The sequence below is a fragment of the Vibrio sp. V43_P6S15P86 genome, assembly GCF_009904725.1.
Taxonomy (GTDB): Bacteria; Pseudomonadota; Gammaproteobacteria; order Enterobacterales; family Vibrionaceae; genus Vibrio; species Vibrio diabolicus.
This window is the reverse complement of record NZ_WXWT01000438.1, coordinates 1-17,861: the sequence shown is the minus strand read 5'-3', so window position 1 is coordinate 17,861 and position 17,861 is coordinate 1. Positions and strand designations below refer to the sequence as shown.

At 45.0% G+C, this 17,861-nt stretch carries 15 protein-coding genes and 1 pseudogene; 12 read left to right on the top strand and 4 right to left on the bottom strand.

Annotated elements, in window-relative coordinates:
• Positions 1-156: 156 nt before the first annotated feature.
• From CAG69_RS19730 to CAG69_RS19710, 5 genes are all read left to right on the top strand, one after another.
• Positions 157-1,167, top strand: a complete 1,011-nt coding sequence (locus CAG69_RS19730; RefSeq protein ID WP_029830462.1) for a putative 2-aminoethylphosphonate ABC transporter substrate-binding protein — start codon at positions 157-159, stop codon at positions 1,165-1,167.
• Between the two features lie 325 nt (positions 1,168-1,492).
• Entirely contained in the window at positions 1,493-2,599 is a 1,107-nt protein-coding gene (locus CAG69_RS19725; RefSeq protein ID WP_005432488.1) for a putative 2-aminoethylphosphonate ABC transporter ATP-binding protein, read from the top strand.
• Between the two features lie 8 nt (positions 2,600-2,607).
• Positions 2,608-4,332 carry a putative 2-aminoethylphosphonate ABC transporter permease subunit gene (locus CAG69_RS19720; protein WP_161445804.1) on the top strand — a complete coding sequence of 575 codons (1,725 nt, stop codon included), beginning with the start codon at positions 2,608-2,610 and terminating at the stop codon, positions 4,330-4,332.
• Between the two features lie 9 nt (positions 4,333-4,341).
• On the top strand, positions 4,342-5,043 hold the full coding sequence (gene phnR / locus CAG69_RS19715; protein ID WP_053808131.1) for a phosphonate utilization transcriptional regulator PhnR: 702 nt from the start codon (positions 4,342-4,344) through the stop codon (positions 5,041-5,043).
• A gap of 131 nt (positions 5,044-5,174) precedes the next feature.
• Positions 5,175-6,083, top strand: coding sequence for an EamA family transporter (locus tag CAG69_RS19710; protein WP_161445802.1), 909 nt, complete (start codon positions 5,175-5,177; stop codon positions 6,081-6,083).
• 47 nt (positions 6,084-6,130) lie between these two features.
• On the opposite strand, the gene CAG69_RS19705 is transcribed toward CAG69_RS19710, so the two are convergent.
• Positions 6,131-6,682 (bottom strand): porin family protein, encoded by a 552-nt coding sequence (locus CAG69_RS19705; RefSeq protein WP_161445800.1) that lies wholly within the window; start codon positions 6,680-6,682, stop codon positions 6,131-6,133.
• 52 nt (positions 6,683-6,734) lie between these two features.
• Positions 6,735-7,643: a VirK/YbjX family protein gene (locus CAG69_RS19700; protein WP_046873855.1), complete on the bottom strand. Its 909-nt coding sequence runs from the start codon at positions 7,641-7,643 to the stop codon at positions 6,735-6,737.
• Positions 7,644-8,068: 425 nt separating this feature from the next.
• Between CAG69_RS19700 and CAG69_RS19695 the strand changes: the two genes are divergently transcribed.
• The 6 genes and pseudogenes from CAG69_RS19695 (at position 8,069) to CAG69_RS19670 (ending at position 14,664) form a co-directional block, all read left to right on the top strand.
• On the top strand, positions 8,069-8,428 hold the full coding sequence (locus CAG69_RS19695) for a DUF3316 domain-containing protein (protein WP_005395335.1): 360 nt from the start codon (positions 8,069-8,071) through the stop codon (positions 8,426-8,428).
• Between the two features lie 217 nt (positions 8,429-8,645).
• Positions 8,646-10,046, top strand: coding sequence for an FAD-dependent oxidoreductase (locus CAG69_RS19690; RefSeq protein ID WP_161445798.1), 1,401 nt, complete (start codon positions 8,646-8,648; stop codon positions 10,044-10,046).
• A 113-nt stretch (positions 10,047-10,159) separates the two neighbouring features.
• The gene (locus CAG69_RS19685) at positions 10,160-11,284 is read left to right on the top strand and encodes a M14 family metallopeptidase (RefSeq protein ID WP_161445796.1); all 1,125 of its coding nucleotides are present in this window, start codon (positions 10,160-10,162) and stop codon (positions 11,282-11,284) included.
• A gap of 456 nt (positions 11,285-11,740) precedes the next feature.
• Positions 11,741-12,721, top strand: a complete 981-nt coding sequence (locus CAG69_RS19680; protein ID WP_161445795.1) for an OmpA family protein — start codon at positions 11,741-11,743, stop codon at positions 12,719-12,721.
• A 136-nt stretch (positions 12,722-12,857) separates the two neighbouring features.
• Positions 12,858-13,727 carry a LysR substrate-binding domain-containing protein gene (locus tag CAG69_RS19675; protein ID WP_161445793.1) on the top strand — a complete coding sequence of 290 codons (870 nt, stop codon included), beginning with the start codon at positions 12,858-12,860 and terminating at the stop codon, positions 13,725-13,727.
• 161 nt (positions 13,728-13,888) lie between these two features.
• Positions 13,889-14,664, top strand: a pseudogene (locus tag CAG69_RS19670) (phosphotransferase enzyme family protein).
• On the opposite strand, the gene CAG69_RS19665 reads toward CAG69_RS19670, so the two are convergent.
• Positions 14,661-15,536 (bottom strand): LysR family transcriptional regulator, encoded by an 876-nt coding sequence (locus CAG69_RS19665; RefSeq protein ID WP_161445791.1) that lies wholly within the window; start codon positions 15,534-15,536, stop codon positions 14,661-14,663. The pseudogene CAG69_RS19670 and the gene CAG69_RS19665 overlap by 4 nt on opposite strands.
• Before the next feature lie 256 nt (positions 15,537-15,792).
• On the opposite strand from CAG69_RS19665, the gene CAG69_RS19660 reads away from it, so the two are divergent.
• A complete protein-coding gene (locus tag CAG69_RS19660; RefSeq protein ID WP_005395322.1) occupies positions 15,793-16,029 on the top strand; it encodes a hypothetical protein in 237 nt (78 codons plus the stop codon).
• A gap of 77 nt (positions 16,030-16,106) precedes the next feature.
• Here CAG69_RS19660 and CAG69_RS19655 read toward each other — a convergent pair whose 3' ends face one another.
• Positions 16,107-17,603 carry a peptide MFS transporter gene (locus CAG69_RS19655; protein WP_161445789.1) on the bottom strand — a complete coding sequence of 499 codons (1,497 nt, stop codon included), beginning with the start codon at positions 17,601-17,603 and terminating at the stop codon, positions 16,107-16,109.
• Positions 17,604-17,861 lie beyond the last annotated feature (258 nt).

Below are 17,861 nucleotides of genomic sequence, written 5' to 3'. Positions count from 1 at the left end.
TATCCAGAAAATGGCGGATCAATTGAACGATTATTCAGCGCGAATTTTCGTAAAACTGCCATTTAATGGTCATAATTTCGTCACAAAGGCTCAGTAGGGTGGTTATCGTTAACTGGTACAGACCAAATTAAAACTTAGCCAAATTAACTGGAGAAAATGATGAAAAACCGTTTGATGAAAGGATCGCTGGCTGCACTTGTCTCTCTGCTAGCTACGAATGCAATGGCAGCACAGGAAGTCACGGTTTACACCGCTTTCGAAACTGACATTCTTGCTAAATACAAGTCTGCGTTTGAGAAAGATAACCCAGATATCAAGATTAAGTGGGTTCGCGATTCAACCGGTATCATGACGGCGAAATTGCTGGCAGAAAAGAACAACCCTCAAGCGGAAGTGGTTTGGGGTCTGGCTGGCTCGTCAATGGCACTGCTTAAAGATGAAGGTCTTCTTAAGCCTTACACACCAAAAGGTTTGGAAGAGCTGCATGCGAACCTAAACGACCCTCAATCAAACCAAGCTTGGTTTGGTAACGATGCGTTCTTTAACGCAGTTTGTTTCAACGAAGCGGTAGCGAAACAGCTTAATCTGCCTAAACCAACGTCTTGGGAAGACCTAACAAAGCCGGTTTACAAAGGTCACATAGCAATGCCTAACCCAGCTTCTTCAGGCACTGGCTACATGCAGGTTTCTGCTTGGCTACAAAACATGGGTGAAGATCAGGCATGGAACTACATGCGTGACTTAGACAAGAACATTGCACACTACACGCACTCTGGCTCTAAACCATGTGTTCAAGCGGGCATGGGTGAAGTGGCTATCGGTATTTCGATGGCAAGCCGCGGTGCGAAGCTGAAAACACAAGGTGCACCACTGGCGGTTATCACGCCAAAAGGCATCGGCTGGGAATCAGAAGCGGTTGGTCTAGTAAAAGAGTCGGATGCCGCGAAGCGTGTTGTCGACTGGTCAATCTCTAAAGCGGCAAACGAGCTTTACGTAGAAATGTACCCAGTAGTTGCACATAAAGACGTGAAAGCGACCGTATCTAACTTCCCGAACGTTCAAGAGAACATGGCGAAGATGGACTTCGCGCAAATGGGTAGCAAGCGTGCAGAGATCCTAGCGGCATGGTCTGAGAAGTTCGACGCGAAATCAGAACCAAAGTCTTAATCGAATTTGCTTTGAGTTGAATACTGAAATCCACCTCGGTTGAGGTGGATTTTTTGTTTTCTCTGTTATTTCAGAGTTTGCTGAAAGTAGATTCCTAGTCTCACCTAGGTTCGCTGGAATGACGGACTTAAGGAAGTTGGGAGCTTCTATCCGCACTTACCACGTCATTCTCTAGAGCGACGAAGGAGTGAGTCGGGAATCTCTAATTACCACTTAAACAAACCTCATCGCCCTTCATCTATTTGTCATCTTCTGGCTATAAATTTGTCATTGGAACGTAACACTCAAAAACTAAAGTTGGTATATACCATTTGGAGCGTGTGTTATGTCAACTAACCAACATTACCTAAATATTGAAAATGTAGTGAAGCAATTCGGACAGTTCACTGCATTAAAGAAAATCTCGCTAGCGATTGAAAAGGGCGAGTTCGTTTGTTTTCTTGGTCCTTCTGGCTGCGGTAAAACCACTCTGCTACGTGCTATTGCAGGTTTAGACTTGCCAACGTCTGGTGCAATTTTTCAAAACGGTCAAGAGACCACATTCCTACCACCAGAGAAGCGCGATTTCGGCATCGTATTCCAATCTTACGCGCTGTTTCCGAACCTAACTGTGCAAGAGAACATTGCGGTGGGTTTGAAGAACCAAGGCATGTCGACCAAAGAAGCGTTAGAGAAGGTGGATTATTGGCTAGAAACCATTGGTCTTCCAACCTCTGGCGAGAAATTCCCGAACCAACTTTCTGGTGGTCAGCAGCAGCGTGTTGCTTTGGCTCGTGCATTGGCGTTGTCTCCGGGTCTACTGTTATTGGATGAGCCGCTGTCAGCGCTGGATGCAAAAGTACGTGTTCACTTACGTGACGAGATTTGTAAGCTGCAACGCAAGCTGGGCATCACCACCATCATGGTTACGCACGATCAGGACGAAGCGTTGTCGATGGCGGATCGTATCGTGGTAATGAACCATGGTGTGATTGAGCAAGTTGGCACACCTCAAGAGATCTACCAACAACCAGCAACGCGCTTTGTCGCTGAGTTTGTCGGCAGTATGAACTTTATTGAAACCTCAGTCGCAACGGACTCCCAAGTACGCATTGCGGAAACCTTGATGCCAGCGCCAAGCTTGACCAATCGTAAGATCCAACGTGGTGATCGCTTCGACCTTGCGGTGCGCCCTGAAAGCATCAAGTTCGTTGAAAACTACACCAACTCTTTACCAGTGCGAGTTACGGCTACCGAGTTTTTGGGGGCGTTTTTCCGTATTGATTGCGTATTGCAAAACGACAGCTCAACGAAAACCATCGTCGTGGATGTGCCTGTGGAAACGGTTCAAAAACTCAATATCAAGGCGGGCGATGTACGTTACATCCAGTTTGCTGAAGAAGGGCTGCATGGTTACGCCGTGCCCTCGGTTGATAAAGCGCTAGCAGCGTAGGTGTAAACATGGATGCGAAGACAATGACGATGAATAGCCTAACCACACAAGACAAAGCAAAATCTTTACTCGGACGTGTTAGCCGCGACAACCTTGTGTTGTTCGGTTTGCTCGCTGGTTTGTCGACTATGATGGTGCTGTTCATCTTAATGCCGCTTTGGGCAATGTTGACCAAGAGTGTGCAAAATGCCAATGGCGAATTTGTCGGATTGGCAAACTTTGCGACGTACTTTTCTTCTTCTAGCTTGTGGGTGTCGGTGGGAAACACCTTCACTTTGGGCGTGATTGTGACCTCGGTAGTGGGCGTGCTTGCGTTTGGTTATGCCTACGCGCTGACTCGTTCATGCATGCCGTTTAAAGGTTTGTTTCAAATCCTAGGTACTGCGCCGATTCTTGCGCCTTCGTTGTTGCCGGCGATCAGTTTGATCTTCCTTTTCGGTAATCAAGGCATTGCCAAAGAGATGTTGTTAGGAAACTCGGTTTACGGTGTGATTGGTATCTCGATGGGTTTGATTTTCTGGACCTTCCCTCATGCATTGATGATTTTGACCACTTCGCTGCGTACTTCAGATGCCCGTTTGTATGAAGCTGCCCGCGCACTGAAAACCTCACCAATCAAAACCTTCTTTATGGTGACGCTACCTGCGGCGAAATACGGTTTGATCAGTACGCTTATCGTCGTCTTTACGCTAGTTATCACGGACTTTGGTGTGCCGAAAGTGATTGGGGGCAGCTACAACGTTCTGGCGACTGATATCTTCAAGCAAGTGGTGGGACAACAAAACTTTGCCATGGGTGCGGTGACCAGCATTATGCTTTTATTCCCTGCGGTAATGGCATTTGGTGCAGACCGCTGGGTACAGAAAAAGCAAAAAAGCTTATTTGACACTCGCTCGGTACCTTATCAGCCAGAACCTAACAAAGCGCGCGACAGCATTTGTTTGGTTTACTGCAGCATCATTTCTATCGCAGTGCTGGCGGTGCTTGGCATGGCGGTGTATGGCTCATTAGTTACGTTCTGGCCTTGGAACAAAGCGCTGACGCTAAACAATTACAACTTTGCTGAAATGAGCACTTACGGTTGGGGTCCATTCTTCAACTCACTAACGCTGGCAGGTTGGACGGCGGTTATTGGTACAGCCATCATCTTTGTCGGTGCTTACTGCATTGAGAAAGGGCGTGCGTTTGGTCCAATTCGTCAAGTGATGCAAATGCTCAGCGTGGTACCAATGGCGGTTCCGGGTATGGTGCTTGGCTTGGGTTACATCTTTTACTTCAATGATGCGAACAATCCTTTGAATGTGCTTTATGGCACCATGGCATTCTTGGTGATTAACACGGTAGTGCATTACTACACCGTGGGTCACATGACTGCACTGGCAGCGCTAAAGCAGTTGCCATCGGAGATTGAAGCCACAGCGGCATCGGTGAAGCTTCCTCAATACAAGTTGTTCTTTAAAGTGACATTACCTGTGTGTTTACCTGCGATTTTGGACATTGCGACTTACTTGTTTGTTAATGCATTGACCACCACTTCTGCGGTAGTATTCCTTTACTCAACCGATACGATTCCGGCTTCGGTCTCGATTCTGAATATGGACGATGCCGGTCAAACTGGCGCTGCTGCGGCAATGGCGGTGATGATCATGATTGCTGCCGCAATTGCGAAGATTGTTCAGATGACTTTGGGTAAATTGTTAGAGAATCGCACACAAGCTTGGCGCAAAAGATAAGGACACTTCGTGCAATACGTAAAAATTAAAGATTCGATTGTTGAACAGATTGAAGCGGGCATGCTATCGCCGCGTCAAAAACTGCCAGCAGAGCGTAAGTTGGCGGAGTCGTTTGATACTACACGCGTCACTTTGCGTGAAGCTTTATCACTGCTCGAAGCGGAAGGTCGAATCTATCGCGAAGACCGCCGAGGTTGGTTTATCTCACCTGAGCCATTGCGTTACGACCCAACCCAAACGTTGAACTTCCCAAACATGGCAAAAGCGCAAAATCGCGTGCCAAAAACAGAAGTGATAGCCGCAAAAGGCACCTTGGCTAATAAATTGGCCGCTCGTTTGTTGGACCTTCAGCCGTTTTCAGACGTATTTCGTGTCGACCGCGTTCGTTACCTAGAAGAGCGTCCGGTGGTTTATGTCACGAACTACATTCGACCAGACATATTTCCCAACTTATTGTCTTATGATTTATCAAACTCGTTAACCGACATTTATCGTGAACACTACGGTGTGACGTATCAAAAAATTCGTTACCGAATTTCGACTAGTACTTTGTTGGGTGAGGTGGCACAGGCATTGCGCGCGACGTCTGGTACGCCTGCAATGGTGGTTGAACGTATCAACTACAACCAACATGGTGAGTTGATTGATTGCGATATCGAGTATTGGCGGCACGATGCCATCAGCATCGAGTCTGTCGCAGAGCTGAATTAATCTCTGTTTGCTGGGCATCTGTCTAGTTGGCGGCGAGCAATTTATATCTCAAATTCAAAGGCTCCATATTGGGGCCTTTGTTGTACCCAAGCACCTTGAGGGTATCTAAATATCATAAACAGGAAAACGGAATGGATCTCTTGGCAATAGCACTCGTTGTATTGTCTGCGGTTATGCATGCTGGCTGGAATATTCTTGGTAAAAGCAATGCTGGTTCAGGGCTCGCGTTTACGATGGCGGCAAGTTTATCTGCTTGCCTTCTGCTCACGCCTTATCTTATTTGGTATCTCTTTAACATTGGCTGGACGACGTTGCCCAGCGTGTTTTGGGGAATGCTGTTTATCAGTGGTTTATCTCAAATCGTCTATTTGGTTGGTTTGATCGTGGCCTACAAGCACGCCGATGTAGGAGTGATTTATCCGATTGCGAGAGCACTTCCTGTAATGATGGTGGGCGCACTCACCGTCGCCTTAGGTTATGAGTTGAATGCTCAGCAGTGGTTGGGTTTCCTGCTTATTACTTTAGGTTGTGTCCTAGTTCCAGTGACTAGCTTTCGTCAAATTACTCTTGGGGAGTACCTGAATGTTGGTGTGTTTTGGGCCTTGATTGCGGCGTTTGGCACGACGGGTTACTCCGTTGTGGACAAGCAAGCACTGAATCTGCTAACTCAACAAACATCGACCATTCTTAACGACCACTATAGCGCGATTTTTTATCTAGGCGTGCAGTTTTGGGTTATGGGAGTACCGGTTTTATTGTGGTGTATTGTTTCGGGTAGCCAGCAAGAACTACAAACCGCTTGGATGATTCGCAAAAGTGCGAGCATGGCTGGCATCATGATGGCATCCACCTACGGCTTGGTGCTGTTTGCGATGACCATGACTGATAACGTCAGCCTTGTTGTGGCTTTGCGACAAATCAGCATTGTATTTGGTTTATTAATGGGCGTGTGGTTGTTGGCTGAAAAATGGTATTTCACGCGAGGCGTCGGGGTGCTGTTGATCCTGAGCGGAATCATTCTGTCATTGAGCCCTGCTTGAGGTATAAGGCACCGATGTCGATTCGGTGCCTTGGCACAGCTAAATTTTTAAAATCGCAATTGTGCACCAAACATCACACCGCCAGAATCAAAATCGCTATTCTTGGCGTAGTTGTACTCTAAGTTCAAACCAAAGTGTTTATAGGCCCAAGCGACACCAGCAGCGGCTTCTCCGCCAAGACTAGACTCGTCATATTCTTTATTCTGACCATTGTTTTTAAGCGTGTAACTTAACGTGTAGTAAGTGATACCGCCTTTCCCGTAAAGCTCAAAGCCAGCTCCCAGAGGGTAACTTGCGTAACCGCTGAGTCGAGGCCCGCCATAACTGACATCGGTGATTTCTGTTAAGGGACTGATAAGTACGGAGCCAATGCCGTTAAATGCGCCCTTATAGCCGGCTTCAATACCAAAGTTGTGATCGAACATGTAACGGTAATATACATCACCAAGGAACATGTCACCTTCATCATGGCTATTGTTCACATCGTAACTAACATTACCGTAGCCTAAATTTGCTCCAACAACATGTTGGGTTGGTTGTGCATGAGCCGTTAAGGAAAGTGCGGACAGTAAGCATGCAATGGCGTACTTGTAAGACATAAAAACTCCGAATCATAAAATGAAAAAACAAAACGTCATGTGGTGCGTTGGGTTAACGTAGCCTTGTCATGAACTCCGCTTTGGTATTGTCTAACCATTCGTAACGACGTCGATACATCGAACGCTTAGAACGCGACATGCCTTCGATATCACGACGCGGGGCATTCACATCGAGTGAGTAGAAATGACGGTTGTATTCGGTGCCGCCCAACTCTTGCCAGAGTGCATCGTAATCCGTTTTGATTCGTCCTTTACTGTAGCGTCGTGCAGCATAAGTATGGGATTGTGTTTTTACCGCTAGAATCGTATTCACTTCCCAAATTTGCGCGAGTAAAGTGAGCAAACTCACCATCAAGCTTTTTGGTCTTTGCCCGTAAAGTTTACGAGTTAACTTTTTAATTTTCGCGTTGTTCTCTTCACTGCTGCGTGGCCCTTGCAAGCCGCCAATCATAATGCTGCGTCCAGATTCTATGTGGCCGAGAGTAAATGAGAGCGTATAGAAGTTGCCATCTTCCGCGCTGTGTAGCACTAGGCTCATGTCGCCTTCTTTTTGGTAACGCGCTTCGTACACCAATCGCACAGAGTACAATGTCTCGTCGATTTCAAATGATGTTAATGTTAAGCCAGTCGAATCGGTATAGATCTCTTCAATGGTCTGTTTAGAAAACAGCTCTGAAATGGTTTTGTAGTGATCAACCACTAGGTTTGAACGATCGAACGCTGAGTTATTTTTGATGATGTAGGGACGAAACGGTTTTTCTAAAAATCGGTGCGTACGTGCACAAAGCATCTCTAGCAATGACGATTCAATATTATCTGACAGGTGCTTAAACGCTCGTTTGTAGTAAAGTGCACGCAAGATGAACTTAGCTCTGTAGGTCCAAATTGGCTTATAGACATCAGCATAATCATCTGAGTAAATTGATTTGCTATGGTAAAAAATGGATTTGTTCGCGGTCATTTTCACTCCAGATTAACGTGTGCTCAACAGCCACAATTAAGAACCGACGGACGAGCAGCGAAGAACCCGAAAAAGGGGGAAATGCAAAGCACTACTAAAAGGGGAGGTTTTGCTGTGCCCGACGTTTATATAAGGTTTTGAACACTGTTCTTTTGTTGGGATTCTAAGAGAAAATTGACCTTAGGTATTGTATGGGTTGGTAAGGAAATGTCAGTTTGGAAGCCACTTTTGAACGTTGTGACTACGAGGTAGAAAAATGCTCGTGTTGGCAGAGTATGATGTCGTGTTGCTAAGTTAAAGTGAAATGAGTTGAACAAGAATTGAACGTTATTTGAAATTATTTTGACGTGTTTCTGGTCTTTATACGTACCTTATAAATATCGAGCCAATTTAGGCCCGATATAAAGGTAAGTAAGGAGAAGTTTATGAAACGCTTAATGACTTTAGCAAGTATGATTGCTCTGACTGCTGCACCTTCTGTTGTTTTTGCTGGTGGCTATCAGTGGACAAACGATACCGAAACGATCCATGGTGATGTTATGGATAGCAAACAAGCGGCTTATGAAATGGGTCGTGACATGATTCAGAACTATCAAAGCAAATCACCAGGTCAGCTTCGTGACGAGTTTACAAGCCTTACAGAGTATGTTGATCGCCAGTCGTTTTCTATCACCGACTCAAAAGTCATGGTGAATGAGTTCTTGCAAAGTGACGGGCAAGTTGTATACCAGCCTATTCTCAATGTTCAATACGAGTACCGCATGCGTGAAACCGGTAAATACTAACCAGTAAGACGGTCTCGATTTTCCGATAATTTATATCCTTGCTGTTTGTTTTGGGGAGCGCTGCTCCCCATTTTTGTATTCATTGATAGCAGAAACTTCCACTCTCTCAGCGCAACATTTGCTATCGCTCAGCGTTAGATATTCTTGCTCGTTGATTGTGCTCATCGTTTGTAAAGTGTTTGCGGAAATGGATGTAACGCACTAACGAGGATACCCGATGACACATCATTCATATTGGTTCAAACAGGCAATTGAAGCTGAGCAACCAGAAACGCCGCAACCGTTACAGCAGAACATTAATACTGACGTTGCTATTGTCGGTGGCGGATACACCGGACTTTGGACAGCGATTATGATTAAGCAGCAATCTCCTGAAAAACAGGTGGTTGTTATCGAAAAGGGCTTGTGTGGCAGCGGGGCATCTGGCGCGAATGGCGGCTGTATGCTGACATGGTCTACCAAGTTCCCGACGTTGAAACGGTTATTCGGTGAAGAACATGCTGTTTGGTTGGTAAAAGAGTCGGAACAAGCGGTGTTGGAGATTGACGACTTTTGTCAGCAATACAATATCGATGCGCAATTATCGTTAAAAGGGGTTTATTACACCGCAACCAATCAGGCTCAGAAAGGTGGAATGCAGCCAGTTGTCGACGAGTTACAACAGCTAGATGCGAACAGTTGGCGTCGTTGCTCGGTGGAGGAACTGCGTGCCAATGCGGGTTCACCTCGCCATATTGAAGGCTATCACTCTCCGGTTGCTGCTAACGTGCAACCCGCCTTACTCGCGCGAGGGTTACGCCGTGTTGCTATTGATCTGGGTGTAGAAGTTTATGAGAACACGCCAATGACGCGTCTAGATTATGGAAAACCTGCCACCGTCTGTACACCTAAAGGAAATATTCAAGCGCAGCAGGTGGTGTTGGCATTAAATGCATGGATGGTGGAGCAATTTAAGCAGTTCAAAAACAGCATTGTTGTGGTGTCTTCGGATATGGTTATTACCAAACCGCTTGGTGATACTTTGTCTCAATCTGGTTGGCAAGCAGGTTCGAGTGTGTTGGACTCACGCATCTTCGTACATTATTACCGAGATACGCCAGATGGCCGTTTGATGCTAGGTAAAGGCGGTAATCAGTTCTCTTTCAACAACCAAGTTGACGCGATGTTTAACAAGCCGACGCGTTATCAAACGCTACTAAAAAAATCATTCGACAACCTTTTTCCTCGCTTAAAAGGGGCTGAATTTGAGTACTCTTGGACTGGCGGTTCGGATCGTTCCGCAACTGGGTTTCCTTTTTTTGGCCAATTGGATGAGCAAAGTAATGTCTTTTACGGGTTTGGTTATTCAGGTAACGGCGTTGCCCAAACTCGAATGGGTGGAAAAATTTTATCGTCGTTGGTGTTAGGGCTAGATAACGAATGGACGCGAAGTGGTTTAGCGCAAGGACCGCTTGGGTATTTCCCACCAGAACCAATACGTTGGCTGGGAGTAATGATGGTACGAAATGCTGTTCGCCGAAAAGAGGAAGCGGAAGATAATGAGAAACGTCCGTTTGTTTGGGATAAATGGCTAGCGAAACTCGCAGGACCAGCAGGCAAAGCGGATAAGCTCGACTAAACTGAAGACTTTAGCCACAAACGAGACAGTTTGCAGTGAAAGTCATTGGGGGGCGATGTAGCCTTGTGTTAGCCTCTGTCTTTCAAGCTCAGATTTAAAAGGTGAGTAATATAATGAAAGTATTCAGCAACTTCGATAGCGGCAGCATTCACGTAGTGAAAGCGGACGACAAAAATGACATCCAACTTAAAATCCCTAATGACAATATGTCGGAATTCTACCAGTGGTTCCATTTCCGTCTAGAAACCGAAGCCGAGCAGTCGCACACGATCAAACTGCTTGATTTGGCTAAGTCGGCTTATCCAGAAGGGTGGCAAGGTTACGATGTCGTAGCGTCTTACGACCGTGAAGAATGGTTCCGTATACCAGCAGAGTTCGATGGTGACACGCTGACTTTCACTGTTATCCCTGAGCGTAGCTCAATTTACTTCGCGTACTTTGCGCCTTACACATACGATCGTCATTTAGACTTGTTACACATGGCACAAAGCGCGCACCACTGCCAACTAGAAACATTAGGCCACACATTAGACGGCAATGACATGAGCTTGCTAACGTTTGGTGAGCCAGAAGAAGGCAAAAAGAAAATCTGGATGATTGCACGCCAACATCCGGGTGAAACCATGGCTGAATGGTTCATGGAAGGCATGATCCAACGTTTACTGGATGAAAATGACACGGTTACGCGTGCATTACTGGAAAAAGCAGTGCTTTACGTGGTACCAAACATGAACCCAGACGGTGGTATTCGCGGTCACTTACGTACGAACGCGGTAGGCGTGAACTTGAACCGTGAGTGGCAAACTCCGTCTATGGAGAAAAGTCCAGAAGTCTACCTTGTGCGTCAGCGCATGCTGGAAACGGGTGTTGACATGTTTTTAGATATTCATGGAGATGAAGCGATTCCGTATAACTTCGTCGCTGGCTCAGAAGGTATTCCTTCTTACGATGAAAATCTTGCCGCTTTAGAGGCATCATTTAAGCAAGCGCTACTGACTATTACACCTGAGTTCCAAGATGAGATTGGTTATGATAAAGATGAGCCGGGTAAAGCGAATTTGACGGTAGGCTCAAACTGGGTCGCGGAGCAGTTCAAATGCCTGTCGTACACGATCGAGATGCCATTTAAAGATAACAACAATCACCCAGATCCGCTTTATGGTTGGTCACCAGAACGCAGTGTATTATTTGGGCAAGATATCTTAGCTGCAACGCTTACCGTGGCGGATAAAATCTAGTTCGATAAGTTCACGTCTGTTCATTATTTCGAAAACAGCTCATTTTAAATGAGCTGTTTTTTTATGCCTTCGATATCCATTCTCTCCTGTAAAAATTTGTTGCCATTCACAGGCTTAAATGTCGATTCTTAAATTTGAGAAAATGGGTTTTATGGTGATTTGCGTCACAGAAAACTGGCTATTTTGTGATATTCTCCGCAACGAATTGACTATGGCTAAACCAACGCAATGAGACTTTATTTCTCGGTTGGGTATGCGGATGAAGCTCATGAATAGATGGTCTTGAGGTTATCTTTCTCCGTTTTACGTCATTGGCGTTTGAATATCATTTTTTGATTCTTTCCTACGCTATTTAGCTATTTCTGTTCGAAGAAAAGAGAAAGTTACGGCTTCATATTTTACGGCAGTATGCTGCCTCGATGTGTTGCTTTGTGTACAAGAAAAAGGAAAAGAATAATGAAAAAAATCGCTATAGCAGTGGCTACTGTACTTGCTGGTGGTGTGATCTCAAACGTTGCACTTGCTGACACTTACATGGGCGGTAAAGTAGGTTACAACTCTCTAAATGATGCGTGTTACCTAAACGAACCTTGTGACGACGACAGTTTTGCAGCATCTATGCACCTGGGCTACAGCTTCAACGAGTACGTTGCAGCAGAGTACGGTGTTGATTACCTTGGTGACTTCACTGCAAACTTCAAAAAGCCGGGCCTAAACACCGTTGACGGTGATCTTTGGGCGTTGACTCTTGCTCCTAAATTCAACCTACCGCTAACAGATTCTTGGAATCTATTCGCGAAAGTTGGTGCTGCATACATGATGGCGGGTGACGAAAAAGATTTCGTACCAACAGGCTCTCTAGGTGCTGAGTACAAAATCAACTACAACTGGAGCCTACGTGCTGAATACCAACGTTACCAAGATATGTCTGATGACGTGATTGAAGACATGGATTCAGATTTCTTCGGTATTGGTTTTAACTACAAGTTCGGCTCTGAGCCAGTAATTCAAGAAGAAGTGGTTGAGGAAGTAGTAGAAACACGCCCTGCAACACGTATTGTTGAGCATGTTTACCCTGCTCAAACAACAGCGACAGTACAATTCGACCTAGAAAGTGCAGAAGTGAAAGATGCATCGACCCTTTCTGGTACCGTTGATCTGATGAACACTTACCCACAAGCTCAAGTTGAGATCACGGGTTACAGTGATACGACGGGTTCTGCTGCGTACAACCAGCAACTTACAGAAAAACGCGCGAAAGCCGTTGCTGACGAGTTCCAAGCAAAAGGTATTGCGGCTGAGCGTATGACAGTGAAAGGTATGGGTGAAGCTAACCCAGTAGCAAGCAACGAAACACGTCAAGGTCGTCAAATGAACCGTCGTGTTGAAGTAGTTGTCCCAGCGTTTGAATATCAAACCACTGAGAAAGCAGAATAATTCCTGCTTAAGAGACAGTTCCAAAAGCCAGCGTGTATCACGCTGGCTTTTTTGATCCCGCTTAACAAACTCAGCACTTTCATCAATTTGTCATCACCAGTTCATACCATGGCTACTGAGTATTTGGGAGAGTGTTATGCAAAGTTTACCGCCGCTTAATTTGCTCCGAGCGTTTGAAGCCACGGCGCGATTACAGAGCTTCACTAAAGCCGCAGAGGAGCTCAATGTGACCCGTGCGGCCGTCAGTCAGCAGGTGAAATCGCTAGAACTGCAGTTAAATGCAACATTATTCGAGCGCAAGGGTACGCACCTTACGCTGACCAGCTCAGCAAAAGAATACTGGCCTGTGGTTAACCATGTGCTTCAAACCTTATCAACCTCGACCCATCATTTATTTACTCGCCCACAGAACAAGCAAATTACCTTACATGTCGCCCACAGTTTTTGCTCGCAATGGCTAATACCAAGGCTGGCCGATTTTCAGCGTCAATTTCCAGATGTTTCCTTTAAGATCTCGACAACCGCGAATACGGTTCCAAACGCCAGTGCGATCGCAGATATAGAAATTATTAACGGAGATGGCGATTGGCAAGAGCAACAAGCTATTCAGCTTACCCAAGAAAACTGGATCGTTGTAGCAAGCCCCGGCTTTATTCAGTTAAATCCGATTGATGACCTCATGAAGTTGTCTCAAACACCTAAAATCTGCACCGGCGGTTATCATGAATCTTGGCAGGTATGGTTTGCGTACCAAGGTTATCAAGGCAAGGTGAGCAAAGTGATAGCCGAATTTGAACATTCATTGCTTGCTATTCAAGCTGCAACCAATCAACTTGGTGTCTTGCTGGTGAGAGACTTTCTTGTTGAGGATGAGTTGCAACAAGGGATATTAGTACAAATCGGAGATTGGCGTATGCCCAGCTCCGGCGCACACTATATGATGGTTAGAGCATCAGAAAAGTCACACGTAAACACCTTTGCCCAATGGTTAATACAAAGCCTTTAATATTTTACGGTCTATTTTTACAGCGGTACTTATTCTTGCGATTTACCTAACAAAATGCGCGGTTTCTTATAGGGTCAGTCAACCTTCTCTAAAAGCTTTGAGTGTATGATGATCTAGCTTTACGTTATCTGATGCGCGCTTAATCCACACAGGATACTGTTATGGAAACAATGCAAGGCGGTAGAGAAAATGCCATCTATCGAAAAGGGAATTTGATATCTCGTCCTGCCAGTTATTGGACGATGACTGTCCATCTGCTACTTACCTATCTTCATTCACGAGGCTTTACGGCATGCCCTAAAGCGGTTGGTATTGAGAAAGGAAAAGAGTGGGTTAGCTATGTCGAAGGAGAGACTGACAACTATCCATTGATTGGCAACATTGCTTCTGTTTCCGCGCTCCAATCTGCGGCAAAAATGTTACGCGATATGCACGATGCATCTGAGGGTTTCCTTAAGCAATATCAAAATGAAACGCTGCACTGGATGCTGCCACCACGAACACCACAAGAGGTGATTTGTCATGGTGATTTCATGCCATATAACGTGGCACTCCATGGAGAGTTTGTCGTTGGTGTGTTTGATTTTGATACGGCGCATCCGGCACCAAGAGTTTGGGATGTCGCTTTTTCGGTCTATGGTTGGGCACCATTTAAAACCGATGAGCACGATAAAATGGGCTGTTTGGAGCAACAAATTCAGCGTGCAAAACTCTTCTGTGACGCTTATGGGTGTTCGAGATTCGAACGGGAAGAGCTGGTGGAGGTGATGACACATCGACTCTCCGCGTTAGTTGATTATATGAGAGGGGTCGCAGCTCAAGGTGATGATAGGTGTTTCAAGCGAACCTAGAAGATTGCCATCATACCGCTTACCTCAACGATATCGAGTACCTAAGAAAACATAGACAAGTCATCACCCTAGGGCTTTTAGGTTAGGGCTGGGTGATATCTTTAATGACATTGAATAACCACTGGTTTATCGGGGCTTGCTGTTGTGAGCGACGACAGCTCATCACGTAGCGAACATCAAGCTCTAACCCGCCAGGAAGTGCGATACTTCGGCAGCCCTTAGGCACATGTCCACTCATGGTTATACCAAAATGATCCGTTTGTAGGAGCACTTTTTGAATCATCGCAGGGTGTTCAATTTCTACCTTAGGTGTGGTTCTGAACCCCATATGGTTGAGCCTTTCCAACAACGGGTATCGGTAGTCGTTCCATCCCGGCGTTTTGAAAAGTAAAAAGGGGTAGTTTTCTAGCTCTTGGAAATGTTGAGCGGGATGCTCATCTCGAACAAAAAATACGGCTTTTCCTCGACCTAGTTCGTTTTGAATAATTGACTGTGGAAGATCCTCATCAAAATAATGAATCGCAATAGCGTTTTCACCCTCAGTTAATCGCTTTTTCGCGTCGCTACCCCAACGTAAACAAGAGAACTTTGCTTTTGGGGCGTGTTTTAGTAATTCTAAGTAAAACTTGTCACCAAAGTAATCCCAAAATAATGTGTTCGCATAAATAGTGATCGAGCCGTCAAAATTAGCGGGTGAAAAACTCTGTGGTTTGATGGAATCAATACTGGTGAGGATTTGTTCAAAATGTGGCATGTTCGCCTCGACAAAAGCGGTCGGTTCAAAGCCATTTTTAGTCTGAATGAACAAAGGGTCATCGAGCTGCGCTTTCATTTTTGTCAGGTTTTTGCTGATTGATCCTGATGTCTTTCCGAGTGAATCTGCCACCAATCGGACGCTGCGTAACTCATACATCCGTTTTAGTACCAATATGTTTTGAATGTCCAGATTAATGCTCATCCATCGTCTCATTTATCTTCTGCCGAGAAATCATATCTCTGAATTTCTGAATAAAAGACAACGTTCGGTCAATTTAAGCATGCTGTCGTATCTTATGGTTTATTGAAGGCGACGGTGGACAGCAAATATGCTTGGTCATATCAATTTAGTGGTTTGGATTTCCATTTGGTAAATGATGACTTTCCTCGTATGAACACGTTTCTGTTGTTACAGTTTTTTCATCGAAAGAAAGTAAGAACAAAAACAGAGGTGACGTATGAAAAAATTAATCGCACTTGGTTTGATGGTTTGCTCAACAAACATAGCATTAGCTGGCGATGGGTCATACACGGGCACGATTGATATGACGATGGCTACGAAAAATCAGGTCGACGTCGAGCGCGCAGATTCTCAACTGACGCTGAAAGGTCGAAATGAAACGGCCTATGGCGGGGTAATCATCCAAACGGATGCTGCTACACAAAAAATTGAACTTCGTGGGCGACGTGATTAATCGAACATGTTGTTGTTAAGAAAATGCCGCGAATATCGCGGCATTTTTTATATTTTGAGATAGGTAAATCATCAAACTCAGCTTTGAACTTCAACCCCAGCTTCGATCTCGACTGGTTGCGCTTGAGTATCGCTTTCTTTCGCCGCTTCAAGCATCTTGCGAATAATGAGTGACGCTGCCATTGCGATAGCGACCATCACGACAGCAAGGACAGTGAGTAATTGGAAATAATCACCATATACGTTTTGTACAATGTCTTGTGTGATGGTCTGTCCTTTCTCTAACGCGATAGAGGTTGAAAATGCAGCACCAATAATACCGCTCAATGCGATTGCCACAGAAAATAGGCTAACAGAGAAGTTTTCGATGTGCTTCGGCGCGACGGAAAGAATAAACGCTACGACCATCGAACCCACGATGACTTCTGCAATCGCCTGGAAGAAGTGAATAGCGAGAAAGATTTCTGGCATGATCACGACATCTTCACCCACGGTAGTCACGGCAAACGTCAAGATACCAAACGCTATCGCGGTCAGTACAAATGCCAAGGCGATTTTTGTCGCGGTAGAGAGGTAGATATCGCGCTTTTCCAGCAACCCAAAAAAGCCAGCTACGATAGGACCACCAACCATACACCAAAGCGGGTTCATTGCCATTGCTGCTTCTGGTTCGAGCGGAATAAAACCAAATAGAGAGCCTTTTAATGTGTTGATAGCAACCATGTTCATCGAGGTCATCATTTGTCCGTAGTAAACAAAGAAACAGGTTGTCAGCAAGGTCACAATTAAGATGGTCCCCATCTTCAAAGACTCAGCTTTGCTTGCTTTAAGCATCAGAGATATGAAGTATGCGATCGCCGCCCCTCCGATGGCGTATACGATATTTTGGCCAATATCCATGTTTGAAAACATGAAAAATACCAACGCGATCATTGCCAATGAAATCAATGCAAAAAGTACCCAGTTTTTTAAACTTACGGTTTTTTGATCAAGCTCAGAGGCTACGCCAACAAGATCTTTGCGGAATACCAATAGCATGATCAATGCCGCTGCTGCCATAACAGCAGAGATGGTAAAACCGCCATTAAAGCCGATCACAAGGACAATCATTGGGAACAAATATTGACCTAAAAAGGCGCCAACATTATTCACTGAATAATTGATTGGGTATCCTTTTTCAAAATCTTCTTGTGATTTGAACGTTCGTTTATAGAGGCTAGGGTAAGAGGGTGACATCAGGCCGCGGCCATAACTGGCGAGCGCAATACCACACATTGAAAGTGGAACGTTAGAAGCAGAAGCCCCCAACACGAGTAATACGTAACCGGATGCAAAAGCGAAATATGCGATAGAAAGTGAGCGATAAGCGCCTAAAAACTTATCTGCAATAAAGCCGCCCGCGATCGCGAAAAGTGGCCCGATCGCCGAAAAAGCACCAACGATCATCATCGTATCGGCTTCGTTGTAATTTAGATCCTCTAGAAAAAATCGAGTTAGACTTACTAATACACCGTAAAATGATAAGCCAAACATCATTTGGCAGAACATCATGGATTTATTGAGTTTATTCCACATAATTTTGTACTCACATTAGCGGAGAAAGGTAGGTATTGTTATTTCTATTAAATAGTAATGAAACGAAAGATTGAGTATTGAAATAATTGTCGCATAACGTGGAAATGCTGCACTATATTTTCTAATGCTTATATGGCTAAATGCTAATGTGTTGTTCTAGATTAATTTGAATAAAGCAGTGTTTAATCCTGTTTTTATTTAATTTTGTTGTATTTGTTACTGGTTGGTACTGAAGGGGGGGGGTTATAGGATGACTGG

What these genes read in the sequence shown, in the direction of transcription:
- CAG69_RS19695 (WP_005395335.1), top strand. Translation starts at nt 8,069, where the DNA reads ATGAAACGCTTAATGACTTTAGCAAGTATGATTGCTCTGACTGCTGCA.
- CAG69_RS19680 (WP_161445795.1), top strand. Translation starts at nt 11,741, where the DNA reads ATGAAAAAAATCGCTATAGCAGTGGCTACTGTACTTGCTGGTGGTGTG.
- CAG69_RS19710 (WP_161445802.1), top strand. Translation starts at nt 5,175, where the DNA reads ATGGATCTCTTGGCAATAGCACTCGTTGTATTGTCTGCGGTTATGCAT.
- CAG69_RS19705 (WP_161445800.1), bottom strand. Translation starts at nt 6,682, where the DNA reads ATGTCTTACAAGTACGCCATTGCATGCTTACTGTCCGCACTTTCCTTA.
- CAG69_RS19725 (WP_005432488.1), top strand. Translation starts at nt 1,493, where the DNA reads ATGTCAACTAACCAACATTACCTAAATATTGAAAATGTAGTGAAGCAA.
- CAG69_RS19730 (WP_029830462.1), top strand. Translation starts at nt 157, where the DNA reads ATGATGAAAAACCGTTTGATGAAAGGATCGCTGGCTGCACTTGTCTCT.
- CAG69_RS19655 (WP_161445789.1), bottom strand. Translation starts at nt 17,603, where the DNA reads ATGTGGAATAAACTCAATAAATCCATGATGTTCTGCCAAATGATGTTT.
- CAG69_RS19675 (WP_161445793.1), top strand. Translation starts at nt 12,858, where the DNA reads ATGCAAAGTTTACCGCCGCTTAATTTGCTCCGAGCGTTTGAAGCCACG.
- CAG69_RS19690 (WP_161445798.1), top strand. Translation starts at nt 8,646, where the DNA reads ATGACACATCATTCATATTGGTTCAAACAGGCAATTGAAGCTGAGCAA.
- CAG69_RS19685 (WP_161445796.1), top strand. Translation starts at nt 10,160, where the DNA reads ATGAAAGTATTCAGCAACTTCGATAGCGGCAGCATTCACGTAGTGAAA.
- CAG69_RS19700 (WP_046873855.1), bottom strand. Translation starts at nt 7,643, where the DNA reads ATGACCGCGAACAAATCCATTTTTTACCATAGCAAATCAATTTACTCA.
- CAG69_RS19665 (WP_161445791.1), bottom strand. Translation starts at nt 15,536, where the DNA reads ATGAGCATTAATCTGGACATTCAAAACATATTGGTACTAAAACGGATG.
- CAG69_RS19660 (WP_005395322.1), top strand. Translation starts at nt 15,793, where the DNA reads ATGAAAAAATTAATCGCACTTGGTTTGATGGTTTGCTCAACAAACATA.
- CAG69_RS19720 (WP_161445804.1), top strand. Translation starts at nt 2,608, where the DNA reads ATGGATGCGAAGACAATGACGATGAATAGCCTAACCACACAAGACAAA.